Origin of the sequence: Sinorhizobium terangae, assembly GCF_029714365.1 — a bacterium.
Classification (GTDB): domain Bacteria; phylum Pseudomonadota; class Alphaproteobacteria; order Rhizobiales; family Rhizobiaceae; genus Sinorhizobium; species Sinorhizobium terangae.
In genome coordinates, this window is the sequence record NZ_CP121659.1 from 1,315,782 (window position 1) to 1,334,596 (window position 18,815).

Genomic DNA, 18,815 nt, shown 5'->3' on the forward strand with positions numbered 1-18,815 from the left:
TCCGAAATTGCTCTAACCGGCGCGCAGGAAACGGATCGCCTCGTCGCGTCGGTAAAGATAAAGCAGCGTTCGCAGCGCTTCGCCACGCTCTGACGTGAGCTCGGGATCGTGCTCTATGACATAGGCGGCATCCCTGCGGGCGATCTCCAGGAGATCACCATGCGCCTCGAGGCTCGCGATGCGGAAACCGGGTGTTCCGGACTGGCGTGTTCCAAGAAGCTCGCCTTCACCGCGCAGTTTGAGGTCCTCCTCGGCAATCAGAAACCCGTCCTCGGTCTCGCGCAAAATGGAAAGACGTGCGCGGCCTGCTTCGCTGAGCGGGCTCTTGTAGAGGAGGATGCAGGTCGATGCCTCATCACCACGGCCCACGCGCCCCCTCAACTGATGCAGTTGCGCCAGACCGAAGCGCTCCGCGTGTTCGATCACCATGATCGTCGCGTCGGGAACATCCACGCCGACCTCCACCACCGTCGTCGCCACGAGTAGGCGAATCTCGCCATTCTTGAAGCCAAGCATCACGGCGTCCTTGTCCGGACCGGACATGCGGCCGTGAACGAGACCGACGTCATTGCCGAAGCGCTTGACAAGGCTCTGATAGCGCTCATCGGCCGACATCACATCGCTTTCTTCGGATTCCTCCACCAGCGGGCAGATCCAGTAGGCCTTCTTGCCTTGGCCGAGCGCCGCATCGAGCCTGTCGATGACCTCATCCGTGCGCTCGGTGGGTATCGTCACCGTCTGTATCGGCTTTCGCCCGGCCGGCTTCTCCGTGAGCTTGGAGACATCCATGTCGCCGAAGGCGGCGAGCACGAGCGTGCGCGGAATCGGTGTCGCCGTCATGACGAGCATGTGTGGGGAAATGCCCTTGGCGGTGAGCCGCAGCCGTTGGTGAACACCGAAACGATGCTGCTCGTCGACGATGGCCAGCACGAGCTGATGATAGTTCACGGCTTCCTGGAACAGAGCGTGGGTTCCGATCACCATCTGCGTTTCGCCGGAGGCGATCCGTTCCAGGATCGCATCGCGCTCCTTGCCCTTCGTGCGCCCGGTTAGGACATCGATCCCGATACCGGCCGGCGCGGCCATTTTCGAAAGGGTGGCATGATGCTGCCGGGCGAGGATTTCAGTCGGCGCCATCAGCACCGCCTGGCCGCCCGATTCGATCGCGGCGAGCATGGCCATCAGCGCCACCGCCGTCTTGCCGGAACCGACGTCGCCTTGCAGCAGACGCAGCATGCGATCGCTGCCGGACATGTCGGCAAGGACGTCGCGGACCGCGGCCGACTGGCTCGCCGTGAGCGAGAAAGGCAGAGCACGGATGACCGGCTCACTCAATTTGCCAGTCGGATGAACGGGGGTTCCGGCGACCTTGCGCAGCCGCTGGCGCACCAGCGAAAGCGACAACTGTCCCGCGAGGAATTCGTCATAGGCGAGCCGCCGCCGCGCGGGAGCTTGCGCATCGATGTCGGTTTCATCGCGCGGCTCGTGCAGCCGGTGGAAGCTTTCCCTTGCGCCTTGAAACCCTTGCTGACGGAGCAGCGCCTCGTCGAGCCACTCCGGCAGATCGGGCACCCGCGCCACCGCCGCCTCGATCGAGCGCCGCAACGTTCGCGGCGAGAGGCCGGCAGTCAACCCATAGACGGGCTCGACGAGCGGTAGATTTTCCGCCTCGGCGACCCTGACCATATAGTCAGGATGGACCATCGACGCACGGCCATTGAACCAATCCACCTTGCCGCTGACGACAACGGTCTCATCGACCGGCAGCGCCTTTTCCAGCCAATTGCCCTTGACGCGAAAGAAGGTGAGCGCCAGTTCGCCCGTGTCATCGTGCAGAAACACCCGGTAGGGTACGTTCGGTCTGCCACGAGGCGATGGCTGGTGCCGGTCGACGCGGCCGGTGATAGTGACAACGGCACCTTGCGGCGCGTAGACAATGCCCGGTTGCTGGCGCCGATCGATCACCGAATGGGGCGGATGAAAAACAAGATCGATCACCCGGCAATCGTCGATCGTTTCACGGCCGAGCAGACGCGCATAGAGTTCGCCGGTTTTCGGACCGATGCCGGGGAGCGTGTCGAGAGGCGAAAACAGCGGGTCGAGGAGGGCAGGGCGCATGACGATGAAATTGCGACGATAATTCCGGCTTTGGCAAGGCTGACAACGCGCCTTCCAGCGTTTATAGAGCCCAGTGACTAAAAACCCGCCGCCTTGGCAGCGGGCGGCAGGAAGGATTTTCCATGACCGGCATCACGCGTACCAGCGCCGATCTCGACTCGCGTCGGCGCAGGATCCTCTTTCGTTCCTGGCATCGCGGTATTCGCGAGATGGATCTGATTCTCGGGCAGTTCGCAGAGACAGAGTTGGCGAGCCTGTCCGATGCGGAGCTCGATGAATTGGAAACGATCATGCGCGAGGAAGATAACGATCTCGTGCGATGGATCACCGGCGAACAGCCCCTGCCGGAGCGTTATGCGACGCCGTTGTTCGGCCGGATCGCGGCTTATCGCCCCGACTTCGACAAGCTTCGTCAGGAAACGAAATAGACACAAGCGATGATATCTGGCCTTGACGCGAAGAAGATCCTTTCCACCACACGGGAGGTGACGATCGGCCCGGTGCCGTCCGGCGCCGAGGCACTGATCCTTGCCGAATTGGCGCGCGCGGGAAGCCCCGTCGCCTATATCCTTTCCGACGGTCAGCGGATCGCCGACCTTGAGCAGGTTCTGGGCTTCGTGGCGCCGGACATTCCGGTTCTGACGCTCCCGGGCTGGGACTGCCTGCCTTACGACCGCGTTTCCCCGAGTGCCGACACGTCCGCGCGGAGGCTGGCCGCCTTGAGCGCGCTGATAGCGCACCGGGCGAAGCCACATCCGGCGATCGTGCTCGTCACCGTGAACGCGGCCCTCCAGAAAATCTCGCCCCAGGACGTGATCGAAAGCCTCGCCTTTTCGGCAAGGCCGGGCAACCAGGTCCGCATGGACGATATTGCCGCGCGGCTGGAGCGAAACGGTTTCGAGCGTGTGCCGACCGTGCGCGAGGTCGGCGAGTTCGCCGTCCGAGGCGGCATCCTCGACGTCTATGTCCCCGGCAGCGGCGAGCCGCTGCGCCTGGATTTCTTCGGCGACACGCTCGAGACAATCCGCTCCTTCGACCCGGCGAGCCAGCGCACGACCGGCCAGGTGCGTTCGCTCGATCTCAACCCGATGAGCGAAGTGTCGCTGACGCCCGAGACCATCAGCCACTTCCGCAAGCAGTATCTTTCGCTCTTCGGAGCCGCGACGCGGGACGATGCGCTTTACCAGGCGGTATCGGAAGGGCGCCGCTATGCCGGCATGGAGCATTGGCTGCCGCTCTTCTATGACGGCTTGGAGACGGTGTTCGACTACCTCGACGGTTTCCGTATCGTCACGGACCATCTGGCGCGCGAAGCGGCGGCGGAGCGGTCGAAGCTTATTCTCGACTATTATGATGCGCGCCTTGCCTCTGCATCGCCGGGCAAAAGCCAGATCTCCCAAGGCACGCCCTACAAGCCTGTGCCGCCGGAACTGCTTTATCTCAGCGCCAAGGGCTTTGGCGCGATGCTCTCTGAACTGAACGCCGTCCGCCTCTCGCCATTTCACGAGCATGAAGGGGAAGCGCGCCAGGTCGTCGCCATCGAGGCGCGACAGGGGCTGCGCTGGGCAAAGGCGGCGGGCGAGATCGAAAGTGACGGCGAACGCGCGAACGTGTTCGATCAAGCTGTGAAGCATATCGCCGAAAAGCGGGCGAGGGGCGCGAAGGTCGTCATTTCGGGCTGGACGGAGGGATCGCTCGATCGTCTTTTGCAGGTTCTCGGCGAACACGGGCTTGCGAATATTCGTCCGATCAAGGCTTTGTCCGATGTGCGCTCGCTGAAACCGGGCGAGGCGGCCTCTGCGGTGCTCAGCCTCGAAGCCGGATTCGAGACCGGCGATCTTGTGGTAATCGGCGAGCAGGACATTCTTGGCGACCGGATGGTGCGCCGATCGAAGCGCCGCAAACGTGGCGCCGACTTCATCGCCGAGGTCACCGGCCTCGACGAGGGCAGCTATGTCGTCCATGCCGAACACGGTATCGGCCGTTTCGTTGGGCTGCGCACCATCGAGGCGGCCGGTGCGCCGCATGACTGTCTCGAGCTTGTCTATGCGGAGGATGCCAAGCTCTTCCTGCCCGTCGAAAACATCGAGCTTCTGTCGCGCTATGGCTCCGAAGGCACCGATGCGATTCTTGACAAGCTCGGCGGCGTCGCATGGCAGGCGCGCAAGGCCAAGCTCAAGAAGCGGCTGCTTGATATGGCCGGAGGCCTTATCCGCATCGCTGCCGAACGACATACCCGCCGCGCGCCTGTCCTCGTTGCCCACGACGGGGTCTATGACGAGTTCGCCGCGCGTTTCCCCTACGATGAAACCGAAGACCAGATGAACTCGATCGACGCCGTCCGCGACGATCTTGGAAGCGGTCGTCCGATGGATCGCCTGGTTTGTGGCGATGTCGGCTTCGGCAAGACGGAAGTGGCACTGCGCGCCGCCTTCATCGCGGCGATGAACGGGGTGCAGGTTGCGGTCGTCGTGCCGACGACCTTGCTTGCCCGGCAGCATTTCAGGACCTTCGCCGAGCGGTTCCGTGGCTTGCCGGTCCGCATCCAGCAGGCCTCGCGGCTCGTCGGTTCGAAGGAACTCGCGCTGACGAAGAGGGAAGTGGCCGACGGCAAGACCGACATCGTTGTTGGCACGCACGCGCTGCTCGGCTCTTCGGTCAAGTTTGCCAATCTCGGCCTATTGATCGTCGACGAGGAGCAACACTTCGGCGTCAAGCACAAGGAACGGCTAAAGGAGCTGAAGTCCGACGTCCATGTGCTGACGCTGTCGGCAACGCCTATTCCGCGCACGCTGCAGCTTGCCTTGACCGGGGTTCGCGAATTGTCGCTGATCACCACGCCCCCGGTCGACCGCATGGCGGTTCGCACCTTCATCTCCCCCTTCGATGCGCTGGTAATCCGCGAGACGCTGATGCGCGAGCACTATCGCGGCGGCCAAAGCTTCTATGTCTGCCCGCGCTTGAGCGACCTTTCGGAGATCCACGATTTCCTGAAATCCGATGTCCCGGAACTGAAGGTCGCCGTGGCGCACGGCCAGATGCCGGCAACCGAGCTCGAAGACATCATGAACGCCTTCTACGAAGGACGTTACGACGTGCTCCTCTCGACGACGATTGTTGAATCGGGACTCGATGTGCCGACCGCAAATACCCTGATCGTGCACCGCGCCGACATGTTCGGCCTCGCCCAGCTCTACCAGCTTCGCGGCCGGGTGGGCCGGTCCAAGGTTCGCGCCTTCGCGCTCTTTACGTTGCCGGTCAACAAGACATTGACGGGGCCAGCGGAGCGCCGCCTCAAAGTGCTGCAATCTCTCGACACGCTGGGTGCCGGCTTCCAACTCGCCAGCCACGATCTCGATATCCGAGGAGCCGGCAACCTGCTCGGCGAGGAACAGTCCGGCCACATCAAGGAGGTCGGCTTCGAGCTTTATCAGCAAATGTTGGAAGAGGCCGTCGCCGAACTTAAGGGCGAGGAGGAAATTCACGACACCGGCTGGTCGCCGCAGATATCGGTCGGGACTCCGGTTATGATTCCGGAAGACTATGTCCCGGACCTGAACTTGAGGCTCGGCCTCTACCGGCGTCTCGGCGAATTGACGGACCTCAAGGAGATCGACGGTTTCGGCGCGGAGTTGATCGATCGCTTCGGACCGCTGCCGACGGAGGTGCAGCACCTCCTGAAGATCGTCTACATCAAGTCGCTTTGCCGCACCGCAAACGTCGAGAAGCTCGATGCCGGGCCGAAAGGCGTGGTTGTTCAGTTCCGCAACAAGGAGTTTCCGAACCCCGCGGCTCTCGTCGGTTACATTGCCAAACAGGGAACGCTGGCAAAAATCCGCCCGGACCAGAGCATCTTCTTCCAACGCGAGCTCGCGACGCCGGATAAGAGGCTTTCCGGCGCGGCAATGGTGATGACGCAACTCGCCGGACTTGCAAAACCTGCGTGAAAATGAAGATGCCGCCGCGGCTGGCGTGGCGGCAAGGTGGTCCGGCTAGCGCGGGATGAGGAAATGGTTTTAGGTCGATCGGACCTAAAAACATCGTGATCTACAGCGCCGTGCGTCCTTTGGGACGCACAAAGGACGCTGTAACTCTTTGATTCCACGCATCGTGCTTTCCGAAAATCGGGTCCGATTTTCGGGCCGATGCGCTAGTGTGCCAGGCCGCTGGCTTTCATCTGCGCGATCTCGCGCAGTGCGTTCGTCAGCACGTCGACCGATTGGGCGCCCATCACCGCATATTGCTGGTCGATGATGAAGCAAGGGACACCACTGACGCCCATCTCGCGGGCGACGTCGATCTCCTGCTTCACCGATTCCTTGTCCGCGTCGGAGGTCAAAAGGGCGGCGATAACCGGGCCATCGAGGCCAGCCTCCTCGGCAATCTCCAGAAGCACTGCGTGATCGCCGACATTTCGGCCTTCTTCAAAATTGGCCTTGAAGAGTAGGCGCACGACCTCCGCCTGGGCTTCCTCGCCATTCGTTGCGGCCCAGCGGATCAGTCGATGGGCGTCGAGTGTGTTGGGGCTGATCTTCACGGCATCGAAGTTGAAGTCGATGCCATCTTCCCGGCCAAGTCCCTCGAGCGTTTTGTGGGCCCTGTCGACGGCGTCCTGGCCGCCGAGTTTTGCGGCAAGATGGCGTTTGTGATCGACGCCTTCTGCCGGCAGGTCCGGGTTGAGCTGGTAGGGGCGCCATTGGATCGTCACGAGGATTTCGCCGGTGACATTGGCCACGGCTTGATCGAGGCGCCTCTTTCCGAGGTAACACCACGGACAAACAACATCCGAGACGATATCGATTTTGACGGTTTCCATCGCACCAGCCTTTCTAGGTTCCTAAACCTGCGAGATAGGCCGGTGGGGCGACAGTTTCAATGCGTTACCAAATGGGAACCTACTGCATGTTTCCTAAAATAGAATCCGATTTAAGGACAAAAATATGCAGCAATTCAAAGTGCTACAGCGACCTTTGTGCGTCTGAAAAGACGCATGGCGCTATAGTTACTGCACGCGCTCGTCCCACCAGGTCGGCAGCTGGTAGCCGTAAAGCGGAACCGTGGCCGGGCGCCCGATATGCTTCCATCGCGCGACCCATTGGGCGTCGAGATGGTAGAGCGGCACCACATACGCATTGGATACCAGCAGCCGGTCGTGGGAGCGGACTGCGGCTGTAAAATCTTCGGTCGTCCGCGCCTGCAGGATATTGCTGATCAGCTTGTCGACATCCTTGTCGGCGACGCCGGCAAAGTTCTCGCTCCCCTGCCTGTCCCGCGATTGCGATCCCCAACGCCCGACTTGCTCGACGCCCGGAGAGAGCGAGGACGGGAATGACTTTATGATCACGTCGTAGTCGAAGGATTGGCTGCGCTGCTGATATTGGGAATCGTCGACCGTGCGCACGGTCGCGACGATTCCAAGCGGCGCGAGGAACCGCTGGTAGGCAAGCGCGATCTTTTCCTGCCCGGCATTCTGGCTCATGATTTCGAAGGCAAGCGGCTTGCCTTTGGCGTCGACCATCTTGCCGTCCTTGATGGCGTAGCCAGCTTCGCGAAGCAGCGTCACCGCCTCGCGCAGCACATTGCGATCACGACCGGACCCATCGGTGACGGGGAGGCGGTAGCTCCCATCGAGAATGGTCGGATTGATCCTCTCCCTGACGTCCCCCATGAGTCCAAGCTCACGGTCGTCCGCGGCGGCGCCGAGGAAGGAAAGCGACGAGTTCTGCCAGTAACTCTGGGTTCGCGTGTAGGCGCTGTCGAAAAGATTCTTGTTCACCCATTCGAAGTCGAAAACGAGCGCAAGGCCCTGGCGCAGCTTGATGTTGTCGAACATCGGCCTGCGCGTGTTGAAGACGAAGCCGAGCATGCCGGAGGGGGTTCTCGGCGTGAAGGTGTCCTTGATCACGTCGCCGGAGCGCACCGCCGGAAAATCATAGCCGCGTGCCCATTTGGTCGCGCTGCCTTCCGGATAGACGTCAACCTCGCCCTTCTTGAACGCCTCGAAGAGGGAGTTCTCCTGCAGAAAATATTCGACGGAGATCTCGTCGTAATTGTCCAAGCCGATCTTCGAAGGCAGGTCCTTGCCCCAGTAGTCGGGATTCCGGCGATAGACGATGCGTTCGCCTGCCCTTACCTCGGCAACACGATAGGGGCCGGAACCGAGCGGCGGCTCGAGCGTGGTCCTGTCGAACGTGTCGACATTGATGGCATGTTTCGGCAGCACGGGAGAAAGAGCGAGCAGCAGCGGAAATTCGCGGTCGACATCGTCGTTGAAGGTAAAGCGGACACTGCGGTCACCGACCTTCTCCATCTTCGAGACCTTGGAGAGTCGGTTGCTGAAGGGGGCGCGGCCCTTGTCACGCATCAGCTCAAAAGTGAAAATGACGTCTTCGGGGGTCACCGGCTGGCCGTCGGCCCAGCGCGCCTTCGGGTTCAGGTTGAATTGGATGAAGGTGCGATCGTCGTCCCACTCGACGGTTTCGGCGAGGAGTCCATACATTGTGAACGGCTCGTCCTGGGAGCGCTGCATCAGCGATTCATAGACGAGATTGCCGAAGGCCGGATCCCACATCCCCCGCGCCGTTGTCCGCATGCTCTTCAAGATGAAGGGGTTGAGGCTGTCGAACGTGCCGACGACGCCATAGGAAATCTTTCCGCCCTTCTTCACATTGGGGTTGACGTAAGGGAAGTTCTTGAAGTCGGCGGGCAGGGCGGGCTCGCCGTGCATGGAAATGGCATGCACCGGCGCGGCCAAGGCTTCATTGCCGAATGTGCTGGCGGCCACAAGCATGGCAAGGCCGGAAAGAACTGCGCGCAACTTCACCTCCCGAGGGATTTCTACAGGCCGATTCCCGTCACGTTACCAATGCGGGCCCATATTTCCAACCTTCGGAGCGGGATCGGGAAAAGTGTGAAGCGGTTTTCCGCCCGGATCCTGCTCCGACTCCCGGAAACGATCACGTTCATGATTTGGATCAGCGATCCAAAATCATCGCGATCTCGACGGGATCAGGAATATGAAGCGGTTTTCCGCCCAGATCCCGGCACTGGTCCTCAAGAATCGGCCGTCACGATTCTCGGTAAGTTCTATTCAAAAAACCGGTATTTCCGCCTTCGGCGGTTGCAAAAAATGCAACGAAACACTGGATAAACGCCACGAGCCAATGTAACAGGTGTTTCCGGAAACGGGGCCATGCAAATGCCTCATTTGGCCAACAGGACAACGGCGGCTGACGATATTCACCAGCGGAACAGTTTGTTCCGGAACCGGATTTCAGGAGACGGAATCACAATGATCTTCAAGTCGAACTTCACCAATAGCGCGGCAATGGCAGCGCTGGCGCTCTCTGTTGCAGCCGCCGGTGCGCCAAGCGCTGCTTTCGCGCAGGCAGGCAAGCCGCCGCAGGGTTGGTTCAAGGTTTGCACCAAGCAGGAAGACAATGACGTCTGCATCGTTCAGAACCTGCTCACCGCCAACAATGGTCAGCTCATCACTGCTGTCGGCCTCATCACCGTCTCCGGCAAGATCAACCGCAAGGTTCTGCAGGTTTCCGTACCTTCCGCTCGGATGATTCCGCCGGGTGTTCAGATGCAGATCGACGGTGCCAAGGGTGTGAAGCTCGACTATGCAATCTGCATGCCCGACAAGTGTGTCGCCGAGGCACCGCTTTCCGACGCGCTGATTGCCAACCTGAAGAAGGGCAACGAAGTCGTCTTCACGTCGGTCAACTTCCAGCGCGCGCCGAACCCGATCAAGATGACGCTCGAAGGTTTCACCGGCGTCTTTGACGGCGAGCCGATCGAACAGTCGCAGCTGGAAGAACGCCAGCGCCTGTTGCAGGAAGAAATGCAGAAGAAAGCGGAAGACGCCCGCAAGAAGCTGGAAGAGGCCCAGAAGGCCGCCAAGCAGCAATAACTGCACTCGTTTCCTGAGATTTAGACGCCCGGATTTTTATCCGGGCGTTTTTGTTTCGGACCATAATCGCGAGTCCAAATCGAGAGGTGATGTACGGGGTCGCCCAGACTAAAAAACGCTCCGGACACGTGTGCCGAAGCGTCTTAGTTGGCGATCGAGGGAACGCCCCAGCGCCTTAGTGCTTGTAGGTGGCCTTCGGCTTGTAGTGCCCGACGGCATCCTTCTTGAACAAGGCGCTCACCTGCGGGTGGCGGATCGGTCTATCACTCTCATCGGAAACAAGGTTCTGTTCGGAAACATATGCGACATATTCGGTGTCGTCGTTCTCGGCGAAGAGATGATAGAAGGGCTGGTCCTTGCTCGGCCGAATTTCCGGCGGGATGGCATTCCACCATTCCTCGGTGTTGGCATATTCCGGATCGACGTCGAAGATGACGCCGCGGAACGGGAAGACCCGGTGGCGAACCACCTGTCCGATCTCAAATTTCGCGTTTCTTTGTTTCATGACGCAACACATCCTTTCAGACAATAATCTGGGTTGCCGCGTGCCGAACATCAATAGGTCTGCGGTGAACCGTTCTTGGGGGCACTGCTCATGAAAAAGGCGGGCTTCGAACAAGGCCCGCCTTCGTCCATTGTCGTAAGCGGACCGGACGTGTTTGCCGACCGGTCCATTTTCGTTAGACCGAGTAGTACATGTCGTATTCGACCGGATGCGGCGTCATCTCGAAGCGCATGACTTCCTGCATCTTCAATTCGATGAACGAATCGATCTGATCGTCGTCGAAGACGCCGCCGGCCGTCAGGAACTTGCGATCCTTGTCGAGGCTTTCAAGCGCCTCGCGCAGGCTGCCGCAAACGGTCGGGATCTTCTTCAGTTCCTTCGGAGGCAGGTCGTAGAGGTCCTTGTCCATCGCCTTGCCCGGATGAAGTTTGTTCTTGATGCCGTCGAGGCCGGCCATCAGCATGGCCGCGAAAGCGAGGTAGGGGTTCGCGCTTGGGTCGGGGAAGCGGACTTCGACGCGCTTTGCCTTCGGGTTGCTGCCGAACGGAATGCGGCAGGAAGCCGAGCGGTTGCGGGCCGAATAGGCGAGCAGAACCGGCGCTTCATAGCCCGGAACGAGACGCTTGTAGGAGTTCGTCGAGGGGTTGGTGAAGGCGTTGAGGGCCTTGGCGTGCTTGATGATGCCGCCGATGAAATAGAGGCAGGTTTCCGAGAGTCCGGCGTATTCGTCGCCGGCGAAGGTCGGCTTGCCGTCCTTCCAGATCGAGAGGTGCACGTGCATGCCGGACCCGTTGTCGCCGAAGACCGGCTTCGGCATGAAGGTCGCCGTCTTGCCGTAGGCATTGGCAACCTGGTGCACGACGTATTTGTAGATCTGCATCTTGTCGGCGTTGCGAACGAGCGCATCGAACTTGACGCCAAGCTCGTGCTGGGCAGCGGCCACTTCGTGGTGATGCTTTTCAACCGTGACGCCCATTTCGGCAAGCACGGTCAGCATTTCGGAGCGCATGTCCTGGCAGCTGTCGATCGGGGGTACCGGAAAGTAGCCGCCCTTGATGCGCGGACGGTGGCCGAGGTTGCCGGTCTCGTAGTCGGTATCGTCGTTGGACGGCAGTTCGGAGGAATCAAGCTTGAAGCCGGTGTTGTAGGGGTCGGCCTTGTACTTCACGTCGTCGAACACGAAGAATTCCGCCTCAGGTCCAACGAAGACCGTGTCGCCGATGCCGGAGGCCTTAAGATAGGCTTCCGCCTTCTTCGCCGTGCCGCGCGGGTCGCGATTGTAAGCCTCGCCCGAAACAGGATCGAGAATGTCACAGAAGATGACCATGGTCGACTGAGCGAAGAACGGGTCCATGTGAGCCGTTTCCGGGTCAGGCATCAGCACCATGTCGGATTCGTTGATAGCCTTCCAGCCGGAAATCGAGGAGCCGTCGAACATGACGCCATCAGCGAACATGTCTTCATCGACGCAGACGACATCCATCGTCACGTGCTGCAGCTTGCCCTTCGGGTCGGTAAAGCGCAGGTCGACGAACTTGACGTCGTTGTCCTTGATTTGCTTCAGAACTTCACTCGCAGTCGTCATTTTTTGTAAGTCCCTGTTGTGAGATGACGAGGTTTGAAAAAGCGGGGCCGGACGGCCCCTCGGGATTTGATGGGGTGAATGCTTGATTAGATGGCGTCGAGGCCAGTTTCGCCGGTGCGGATTCGGATGACTTCTTCCACGTTGGACACGAAAATCTTTCCATCACCGATGCGGCCGGTCTGCGCGGCATTACGAATGGCCTCGATGACGGCCTCTGCGTTTTCGTCTGCCAGCACGACTTCGACTTTTACCTTCGGCAGGAAGTCCACGACATATTCGGCGCCTCGGTAAAGCTCCGTGTGTCCCTTCTGTCGCCCGAAACCCTTTGCTTCCGTGACGGTGATCCCCTGCAAGCCGACTTCCTGAAGGGCTTCCTTCACTTCGTCCAGCTTGAAGGGTTTTATGATCGCTTCGATCTTTTTCATGAGAAAATGTCTCTCCGCTTCTCCCTTTAAAGCAGGTTCATGCCCGCTCGGCGTCCAATATGCACGTAGCGTGCCAGTTTTGTTGCAGAATGAAACCCCGGATGGTGAATTTTCACAGCTTGATCCGGTACCGCCGGGATTATGCTCCGCCTCCTCGGCCATTCTGCCTATTTTTTATGAAAGATGATTATCTGATGTTGGCATTATTGCTGCAACGGGCTTCATAAGCTCGTTATTTGAGCACCAATAATGTGCAAATGCATAAAAAATGCTCATTCTGTTTGGTGCGATGCCTTCTTGCCTTGGAGCCTTTGGCGCGGTTAGATCTGGTTCATGCTTGAAGTGCTCCGAGACGTTCTGGTGACACCGACCGAAATGACGGCGATCGACAATGCGGCCGCCGCTTCGGGCATCGATAGCTTCGCGTTGATGCGTTCAGCCGGGACGGCGGTGTCGGCAGCCGCCTTGCGGCTCTTTCCGGAAGCCCTTCGTTTCGTTGTGCTCTGTGGGCCGGGCAACAACGGCGGCGACGGTTATGTCGCAGCCTCCGCACTCGCAGACGGAGGTGCCGCCGTGGCCGTTTTCGCGCTCGGCAATCCGGAGGCGCTGAAAGGCGATGCAGCGCGAGCGAAGAGTGCTTGCCCACTGACGGTGCAACCGCTTGAGGCCTATGAGCCCAAGCTTGGGGACGTCGTCATCGATGCCTTGTTCGGAGCCGGGCTTACGCGCGATCTTCCGGCAGAGGCGCAAAGAACCATTGCGCGGGCGAGTGAAGGGCACGTCCCGGTCATCGCCGTTGATCTGCCCTCGGGCGTCGACGGGCGCACGGGGGAGATCCGCGGAGCGAGCTTCGCTGCAGTTCACACCGTCACATTCATGGCTCGCAAACCCGGCCATCTGCTGATGCCCGGGCGCGTCCGCTGCGGCACTCTGGAGGTGTTCGACATCGGCATCCCCGCGCGGCTTGTCAGCGAGCGGGCGGGTGACTTGCGGCTCAATACTCCAGCCGCATGGGGATCGCACGCCAGCGCTCTTGATCCGGCCACGCACAAGTACCGACGGGGCCATCTGGGCGTATTTTCGGGTGGTCCACGCTCGACCGGCGCGGCGCGCCTTTCGGCAACCGCAGGCCTTGCTGCCGGCGCCGGCCTGGTGACGCTTGCGTCGCCGACCGAAGCGCTCGCGGCAAACGCGTCCCACCTTACGGCTGTGATGCTCAGGGAAATTCATGGCACCGAAGACCTTGCGGCCTGGCTCAAGGACAAGCGGGTAAACGCATTCGTGCTCGGACCCGGTTTCGGCGTCGGCAAGAAGGCGAGGGACTTTGCCCTGATGCTCTGCGATCGGGCGCTTGTCCTCGACGCCGACGGGATGACCTCCTTCGAGAAGGACCGGACGGAACTCTTCGAACGGGCCGCTTCCAGCGGGGGGCGGTTGGTGATGACCCCGCATGAGGGCGAGTTCGCGCGACTGTTTCCGGAGATCGCCGCGGAGGCCGCGCTGTCCAAGATTGAAAAGGCGCAAGCCGCCGCGAGACTGAGCCATGCGGTGGTCGTCTACAAGGGACCCGACACCGTCGTCGCCGCTCCATCGGGCCACGCCGTCGTCAATGACAATGCTCCGCCATCGCTTGCCACCGCCGGATCGGGCGATGTTCTGGCCGGCATCATGGGCGCGCACCTGGCGCAGGGCATGCCGGCCTTCGAGGCCGCCGCTGCGGCGGTCTGGCGTCACGGGGAAGCCGGGAGGCGCGCCGGACGCGGCATGACGGCGGAGACGCTCGTCGAATGCATTCCGCCGCTACCGTGACGTTGTTACCTACAGCGCCGCGCGTCCAATCGGACGCGCCAAGGCCGCTGTAGCACTTTGATTTGCTGCATGATTTTATCCTTAAATCGATTCCGATTTAAGGAATCATGCAGTAGTAGCCGATTTGAGGATAAGCCATTCACGGTGCCGCAGCGCTCTCTGCGCGTCTGATGGGACGCGCTGCCTGCGGAACCGCGAAGAAGTCTCAGCCGCGCGTGCCCTTGGCGATCGGCTCCTGATAGGTAAAGCCCATGTCCCAAGGGAAATAGATCCAGGTATCCTGGCTGACTTCCGTGACGAAAGTGTCGACGAGCGGGCGCCCCTTCGGCTTTGCATAGACGGCGGCGAAATGGGCTTTCGGCAGCATTGCCCGCACCTCGGTGGCGGTCTTGCCGGTGTCGGTCAGGTCATCGATGATCAGCACACCCTCACCGCCATCCTTGGCGATTTCCGGGGAAATGCCCTTGAGAACCTTCATTTGGCCCTGCGTGTCATAGTCGTGATAGGAGGCGATGCAGACGGTCTCGATCATGCGGATATTGAGTTCGCGGCAGATAATTGCAGCCGGAACAAGGCCCCCGCGGGTGATGCAGACCATTGCACGCCATTCCTGTCCGTTGTCGGCCAGCCGCCACGCGAGCGCGCGGGCATCGCGGTGGAACTGATCCCAGGATACGGGAAAGGCTTTATCTGGAAGAGACATTTACGGGCTCCGGCTTCAGTCGAATACAGGCTGCGAAGCGCCGCGGCGAACAAGGAGGTCGCACAGCGCGCTTCGTCACGCTTTGGATACCCAATACTGAAAATGAAGCCCGGAGCGCAAGGGCCGACAAGGCCTGTCCAGGAATCCTCCACCTCCGTCGAACCATGGGGGCATGAGCATGCCGCCTGATCGAATAGCTTGGAGCGGAACGTGGACGGAAAACCGCACGCGCTTTCCGCATCCCGCACTAAAGCATGTCGCGTTCAATCTGACTGATGCGATGCGCTTTAGCTCGTTGCTTTTACCCATGTCGTTGTACCAAAACCGCTGCACACTTTTGGGCGACATGCATTAGCGAGAACGGGCAATTGTCTCGATCATCGCCACGACATCGGCCTCGGCCGCAGCGAGCACCGCAGCCTCGCGAGCGCGGATGACGATATCGGTCGAGAAGGTTTTGCCGTCGAACTTGGGGTAGGAGCCAATGCTCGTTTCCGGATGTTTCTTCTGCACCTCCGCCAAGGGCCCGCCAATATCGCCTTCGCCATAGGGCGAACGGACAGTGCATGAAAGGACTGGCGTCCCCGTCTGGAGGCTGGGAAGCAAACTATCAAGCATCGCCTGGAAGACCTGGGGCACGCCGGCCATGACGTAGACGTTGGCGATCCGGAAGCCGGGCGCCGTCGATACGGGATTGGAAATATGGGTGGCGCCGACCGGCATGCGCGCCATTCGCCTGCGCGCATCGGTAAACTCCATGCCGCGGCGTTCATACATGGCGCCAAGCAACGCCATTGCCTCCGGGTCGTGGATGCACTCGACACCGAACGCTCTGGAGACCGCGTCGGCAGTGATGTCGTCGTGTGTCGGCCCAATGCCGCCGGACGTGAAGACGTGGTCGTAACGGCCTCGCAAGGCGTTGACTGCGTCGACAATCGCCTCCTCGTCGTCCGCCACGATGCGAACCTCACGCAGATCGATACCGACCATGGTCAGCATGTCGGCCAGGTGGCCGATATTCTTGTCCTTCGTTCGGCCGGACAGAAGTTCATCGCCTATGGCAAGCATGGCGGCCGTAACGATCGTGGCAGTGGTCATTGGTGCTCCTGAATACTTGGCGATCGCCGAGTCGATCCCATGGCTGTTGAAGAAAGCTTGACAGTCTGTCGACCGCCCATGTTCTGGCGACCACGTGCGTTTTGATAAATCCTGCCCCAGGGGACGATCAAGTGTAATTGCCTGACAGGAGTATCATGAGGCAAAGGTACTGGTTCTCTATTATTCCGCCTATGGGCATATCGAAACGATGGCCTACGCCGTCGCGGAAGGCGCCAAGTCGACCGGCGCGGATGTCGTCGTAAAGCGCGTGCCTGAGTTGGTGCCGGAGGACGTGGCGAAGTCCTCCTATTACAAGATAGACCAGGCGGCGCCGATTGCGACCGTCAACGAGCTTGCGGACTATGACGCGATCATCTTCGGTTCGGGCACGCGCTATGGCACCGTCGCGTCGCAGCTGCGCAACTTCATCGACCAGACCGGCAGTCTTTGGGCTCAGGGCAAACTCGTCGGTAAGGTCGGCTCCGCCTTCACCTCGTCGGCAACCCAGCACGGCGGTCAGGAAACCACCGTCCTCGGCCTGATCCCGACGCTGATGCATCTCGGCACGGTCGTCGTCGGCCTTCCTTACGCATTCGAGGGCCAGGCGGGGCTGGACGAAATCAAGGGCGGTTCTCCCTACGGTGCTTCGACCATCACCGGAGGCGATGGTTCGCGTCAGCCGTCGGCGGTCGAGCTTGATGCCGCCCGTTACCAAGGCGCGCATGTCGCGAAGATCGCCGCAAAACTCGCGTCCTGATGTCTCCGTTAGAGGCGCCTTTTGGCGCGGCCCGGCGAGACTGTGCGTTGAAGTTTCGCGAAAGCTTCGAAAGGCGGCCAAAATCATCGCAAAAGTGGCCTGGCAGCGTCATTCTGTGCTAACATCGCCGCCGTTCGGCATGCAAATGCCATTGATAAGGAGGAGCAGCAAGGACCGTGCGGCGACGGTCCGCCGGGGCAGCAACTGTCCCGGGAAATCCAGGGGAGTGAAGAATGGCGCGGATCACTTATTCGATCGTTCCACACGACGGAGGTTGGGCCTACAAGGCAGCCGAGGCGTATTCAGAGCCCTTTCCCAGTCGCGAGATGGCACTGGCGGCCGCAAGAGCCGCAGCGGCCGAACAGCAAGTAGGCGGCGACGACGAGGAAATCAGCTTCCAGGATGAGAAGGGAAATTGGCATTTCGAACACGCCGATGGGGGAGATCGACCTGAAGCAACCGTCGAGGATGGCTGAAGATAGTTGAAGGGGCAGTTGGGTTCGAGCTTATATGCCCCTGACGACGCCATCCCCGTACGCGCTGACAACGCGACGGAGGATTTCCAATGCATTATAGCGTTCAAATCTTCACCTGGACCGCCCGCTTGGGCGTTCATCAGGTCGGATCGGTTATCGAAGTCGACGCACCCAATCCGAAGGCAGCGGCGGTCTCCTTGCTTGGGTTGCGGTTGGACGACAGTGGAAAATCGTCGAAACTGGCGGTAAGAGTCTGGCGCGGAGAAGACGCCTTGAAGGCCGACTGCGATTGCTTTTACTACCACTGAGACCGGTCCGGAATCTCGCTGCGGGATGTTGTAGTGCGTCGCCTCGCGCAAGCTGATGCTCGCCATTCGTGCCGAACGAATGACGGGCTATTTTGTGGGCGGCGCGCCCCGCGCTGCACCGACCGACTTCAATCGTCCGGCGTACAGACCCTCAACCGATGACCGTCGGGATCGAGAGCCACGAACGTGCGGCCGAAGACTGCCGTCATGAGTTCCTGCTCGATCGTGACGCCCTCCTGGCGCCAAACGCCGTAAAGCCGTTCAACGGCGGCATCGTTCTCAACCATGAAAGCAAGTTCGGTGCGGTTGCCGCTCCCCGCCGTGTGGAAGTTCTCCGCGCTCATCGACCACAGCCCCAAACTCAGGCCACTATCAAATTCGAAGGCGACATAGGTGGGAAACGACGCTGAGGGCTGGCGGCCAAGCAAGCGCGAATAGAACGCCGAGCTTTCCGCAGGGTTCCGGACATACGAGAGAATGAGGTTGGGCAAGAGAATGAGGTTGGGCTTAAGCACAGTTGTCTCCTTTTTCCGATGGCAGGACCATAGGAGACGATGCTGTCAGTTTCTGTCAGCATTCTCTCGTGCAGAAGCAGAACGATGGCGAGATACTCGCATATCAATCTTGTGAAGTTGATGCCGCAACATATTGGTATTCAATATTTTTGAGGACGTATCCGGTCCGTCGGCGCCTTATGACTTCCTGCTGAGAAGCAGGGACCTCCAGACAACGCGCCGTCCCGACGTTTGCTGATCACGCAGTTCGGCCTGGCGTGCCGCGATGGCGCTTGCAAAAGCTTCCTTCATCGCGTCGATGCGACGGCGCCGTTCCTCCGGTTCGTCGCGGTTGACTGGGGCGTCCGACATCACACCAATCTCCTGGCCTCGTGCGACCTGGTCACGAACAAGCGCCCAGCAGTGAGAAGATGAAGCTCATTGGTGGTTCCGGCCTGATAGGCCTCGATCAGCATTCTGCCGTACCTTTGCGCAGGCGCGCTGTCGCGCGGCCATCGATGCTCGTCGCAGAGGCGATCGAATACACGCTGAAGCGTGTCCAGGTCTTCCGGAAACAAAGGCACATCAGATGACGCTTGCAGTGGACGCACGCCTGTACCCT

General features: G+C 60.4%; 18 protein-coding genes. 7 read left to right on the top strand and 11 right to left on the bottom strand.

Annotation, left to right across the window (positions count from 1 at the left end):
- Nucleotides 1–12: 12 nt before the first annotated feature.
- A complete protein-coding gene (gene recG / locus QA637_RS06290; RefSeq protein WP_283064307.1) occupies nucleotides 13–2,118 on the bottom strand; it encodes an ATP-dependent DNA helicase RecG in 2,106 nt (701 codons plus the stop codon).
- A gap of 122 nt (nucleotides 2,119–2,240) precedes the next feature.
- Between recG and QA637_RS06295 the strand changes: the two genes are divergently transcribed.
- Together QA637_RS06295 and mfd are read left to right on the top strand one after the other, a co-directional pair.
- Nucleotides 2,241–2,546, top strand: a complete 306-nt coding sequence (locus tag QA637_RS06295; RefSeq protein ID WP_283064309.1) for an FAD assembly factor SdhE — start codon at nucleotides 2,241–2,243, stop codon at nucleotides 2,544–2,546.
- Between the two features lie 9 nt (nucleotides 2,547–2,555).
- Nucleotides 2,556–6,065 carry a transcription-repair coupling factor gene (gene mfd, locus QA637_RS06300; protein ID WP_153439235.1) on the top strand — a complete coding sequence of 1,170 codons (3,510 nt, stop codon included), beginning with the start codon at nucleotides 2,556–2,558 and terminating at the stop codon, nucleotides 6,063–6,065.
- A gap of 203 nt (nucleotides 6,066–6,268) precedes the next feature.
- Here the strand turns inward: mfd and QA637_RS06305 are convergent, their stop codons facing one another.
- Both QA637_RS06305 and QA637_RS06310 read right to left on the bottom strand, forming a co-directional pair.
- On the bottom strand, nucleotides 6,269–6,934 hold the full coding sequence (locus tag QA637_RS06305; protein ID WP_153436436.1) for a DsbA family oxidoreductase: 666 nt from the start codon (nucleotides 6,932–6,934) through the stop codon (nucleotides 6,269–6,271).
- A gap of 186 nt (nucleotides 6,935–7,120) precedes the next feature.
- A complete protein-coding gene (locus QA637_RS06310) occupies nucleotides 7,121–8,908 on the bottom strand; it encodes an extracellular solute-binding protein (RefSeq protein WP_283064888.1) in 1,788 nt (595 codons plus the stop codon).
- A gap of 501 nt (nucleotides 8,909–9,409) precedes the next feature.
- On the opposite strand from QA637_RS06310, the gene QA637_RS06315 reads away from it, so the two are divergent.
- A complete protein-coding gene (locus tag QA637_RS06315) occupies nucleotides 9,410–10,033 on the top strand; it encodes an invasion associated locus B family protein (protein WP_153436438.1) in 624 nt (207 codons plus the stop codon).
- 175 nt (nucleotides 10,034–10,208) lie between these two features.
- Here QA637_RS06315 and hspQ read toward each other — a convergent pair whose 3' ends face one another.
- From hspQ to QA637_RS06330, 3 genes are all read right to left on the bottom strand, one after another.
- Nucleotides 10,209–10,538 (bottom strand): heat shock protein HspQ, encoded by a 330-nt coding sequence (gene hspQ, locus QA637_RS06320; protein ID WP_153436439.1) that lies wholly within the window; start codon nucleotides 10,536–10,538, stop codon nucleotides 10,209–10,211.
- Between the two features lie 175 nt (nucleotides 10,539–10,713).
- Nucleotides 10,714–12,123 carry a type I glutamate--ammonia ligase gene (gene glnA / locus QA637_RS06325; RefSeq protein WP_283064313.1) on the bottom strand — a complete coding sequence of 470 codons (1,410 nt, stop codon included), beginning with the start codon at nucleotides 12,121–12,123 and terminating at the stop codon, nucleotides 10,714–10,716.
- Nucleotides 12,124–12,209: 86 nt separating this feature from the next.
- Nucleotides 12,210–12,548 (bottom strand): P-II family nitrogen regulator, encoded by a 339-nt coding sequence (locus QA637_RS06330; RefSeq protein WP_003528058.1) that lies wholly within the window; start codon nucleotides 12,546–12,548, stop codon nucleotides 12,210–12,212.
- 333 nt (nucleotides 12,549–12,881) lie between these two features.
- Here QA637_RS06330 and QA637_RS06335 point away from each other — a divergent pair, with 333 nt between their 5' ends.
- Nucleotides 12,882–14,357 (top strand): NAD(P)H-hydrate dehydratase, encoded by a 1,476-nt coding sequence (locus QA637_RS06335; RefSeq protein WP_153436441.1) that lies wholly within the window; start codon nucleotides 12,882–12,884, stop codon nucleotides 14,355–14,357.
- Between the two features lie 205 nt (nucleotides 14,358–14,562).
- On the opposite strand, the gene gpt is transcribed toward QA637_RS06335, so the two are convergent.
- Nucleotides 14,563–15,060, bottom strand: coding sequence for a xanthine phosphoribosyltransferase (gpt, locus tag QA637_RS06340; RefSeq protein WP_153440800.1), 498 nt, complete (start codon nucleotides 15,058–15,060; stop codon nucleotides 14,563–14,565).
- 351 nt (nucleotides 15,061–15,411) lie between these two features.
- Entirely contained in the window at nucleotides 15,412–16,158 is a 747-nt protein-coding gene (locus QA637_RS06345; protein ID WP_153440801.1) for a competence/damage-inducible protein A, read from the bottom strand.
- A gap of 208 nt (nucleotides 16,159–16,366) precedes the next feature.
- On the opposite strand from QA637_RS06345, the gene wrbA reads away from it, so the two are divergent.
- From wrbA to QA637_RS06360, 3 genes are all read left to right on the top strand, one after another.
- On the top strand, nucleotides 16,367–16,915 hold the full coding sequence (wrbA, locus tag QA637_RS06350) for an NAD(P)H:quinone oxidoreductase type IV (RefSeq protein ID WP_234886969.1): 549 nt from the start codon (nucleotides 16,367–16,369) through the stop codon (nucleotides 16,913–16,915).
- Nucleotides 16,916–17,148: 233 nt separating this feature from the next.
- Nucleotides 17,149–17,391 (top strand): DUF2188 domain-containing protein, encoded by a 243-nt coding sequence (locus tag QA637_RS06355; protein ID WP_153440803.1) that lies wholly within the window; start codon nucleotides 17,149–17,151, stop codon nucleotides 17,389–17,391.
- 89 nt (nucleotides 17,392–17,480) lie between these two features.
- On the top strand, nucleotides 17,481–17,699 hold the full coding sequence (locus QA637_RS06360) for a hypothetical protein (protein ID WP_153440804.1): 219 nt from the start codon (nucleotides 17,481–17,483) through the stop codon (nucleotides 17,697–17,699).
- A 128-nt stretch (nucleotides 17,700–17,827) separates the two neighbouring features.
- On the opposite strand, the gene QA637_RS06365 is transcribed toward QA637_RS06360, so the two are convergent.
- The 3 genes from QA637_RS06365 to QA637_RS30865 all read right to left on the bottom strand — a co-directional run bounded on the left by QA637_RS06365 (nucleotide 17,828) and on the right by QA637_RS30865 (nucleotide 18,804).
- Nucleotides 17,828–18,196: a VOC family protein gene (locus QA637_RS06365; protein WP_283064916.1), complete on the bottom strand. Its 369-nt coding sequence runs from the start codon at nucleotides 18,194–18,196 to the stop codon at nucleotides 17,828–17,830.
- A gap of 195 nt (nucleotides 18,197–18,391) precedes the next feature.
- Complete coding sequence (locus QA637_RS06370) at nucleotides 18,392–18,565, bottom strand: hypothetical protein (protein WP_283064318.1); 174 nt, start codon at nucleotides 18,563–18,565, stop codon at nucleotides 18,392–18,394.
- Nucleotides 18,565–18,804, bottom strand: coding sequence for a hypothetical protein (locus QA637_RS30865; RefSeq protein WP_327791119.1), 240 nt, complete (start codon nucleotides 18,802–18,804; stop codon nucleotides 18,565–18,567). Before QA637_RS30865 ends, QA637_RS06370 begins: the two co-directional genes overlap by 1 nt.
- Nucleotides 18,805–18,815 lie beyond the last annotated feature (11 nt).

Excerpts from the sequence above, each read along its gene's own strand:
- recG (WP_283064307.1), bottom strand. The coding sequence starts at position 2,118 with ATGCGCCCTGCCCTCCTCGACCCGCTGTTTTCGCCTCTCGACACGCTC.
- QA637_RS06295 (WP_283064309.1), top strand. The coding sequence starts at position 2,241 with ATGACCGGCATCACGCGTACCAGCGCCGATCTCGACTCGCGTCGGCGC.
- mfd (WP_153439235.1), top strand. The coding sequence starts at position 2,556 with ATGATATCTGGCCTTGACGCGAAGAAGATCCTTTCCACCACACGGGAG.
- QA637_RS06305 (WP_153436436.1), bottom strand. The coding sequence starts at position 6,934 with ATGGAAACCGTCAAAATCGATATCGTCTCGGATGTTGTTTGTCCGTGG.
- QA637_RS06310 (WP_283064888.1), bottom strand. The coding sequence starts at position 8,908 with ATGCTTGTGGCCGCCAGCACATTCGGCAATGAAGCCTTGGCCGCGCCG.
- QA637_RS06315 (WP_153436438.1), top strand. The coding sequence starts at position 9,410 with ATGATCTTCAAGTCGAACTTCACCAATAGCGCGGCAATGGCAGCGCTG.
- hspQ (WP_153436439.1), bottom strand. The coding sequence starts at position 10,538 with ATGAAACAAAGAAACGCGAAATTTGAGATCGGACAGGTGGTTCGCCAC.
- glnA (WP_283064313.1), bottom strand. The coding sequence starts at position 12,123 with ATGACGACTGCGAGTGAAGTTCTGAAGCAAATCAAGGACAACGACGTC.
- QA637_RS06330 (WP_003528058.1), bottom strand. The coding sequence starts at position 12,548 with ATGAAAAAGATCGAAGCGATCATAAAACCCTTCAAGCTGGACGAAGTG.
- QA637_RS06335 (WP_153436441.1), top strand. The coding sequence starts at position 12,882 with ATGCTTGAAGTGCTCCGAGACGTTCTGGTGACACCGACCGAAATGACG.
- gpt (WP_153440800.1), bottom strand. The coding sequence starts at position 15,060 with ATGTCTCTTCCAGATAAAGCCTTTCCCGTATCCTGGGATCAGTTCCAC.
- QA637_RS06345 (WP_153440801.1), bottom strand. The coding sequence starts at position 16,158 with ATGACCACTGCCACGATCGTTACGGCCGCCATGCTTGCCATAGGCGAT.
- wrbA (WP_234886969.1), top strand. The coding sequence starts at position 16,367 with ATGGCCTACGCCGTCGCGGAAGGCGCCAAGTCGACCGGCGCGGATGTC.
- QA637_RS06355 (WP_153440803.1), top strand. The coding sequence starts at position 17,149 with ATGGCGCGGATCACTTATTCGATCGTTCCACACGACGGAGGTTGGGCC.
- QA637_RS06360 (WP_153440804.1), top strand. The coding sequence starts at position 17,481 with ATGCATTATAGCGTTCAAATCTTCACCTGGACCGCCCGCTTGGGCGTT.
- QA637_RS06370 (WP_283064318.1), bottom strand. The coding sequence starts at position 18,565 with ATGTCGGACGCCCCAGTCAACCGCGACGAACCGGAGGAACGGCGCCGT.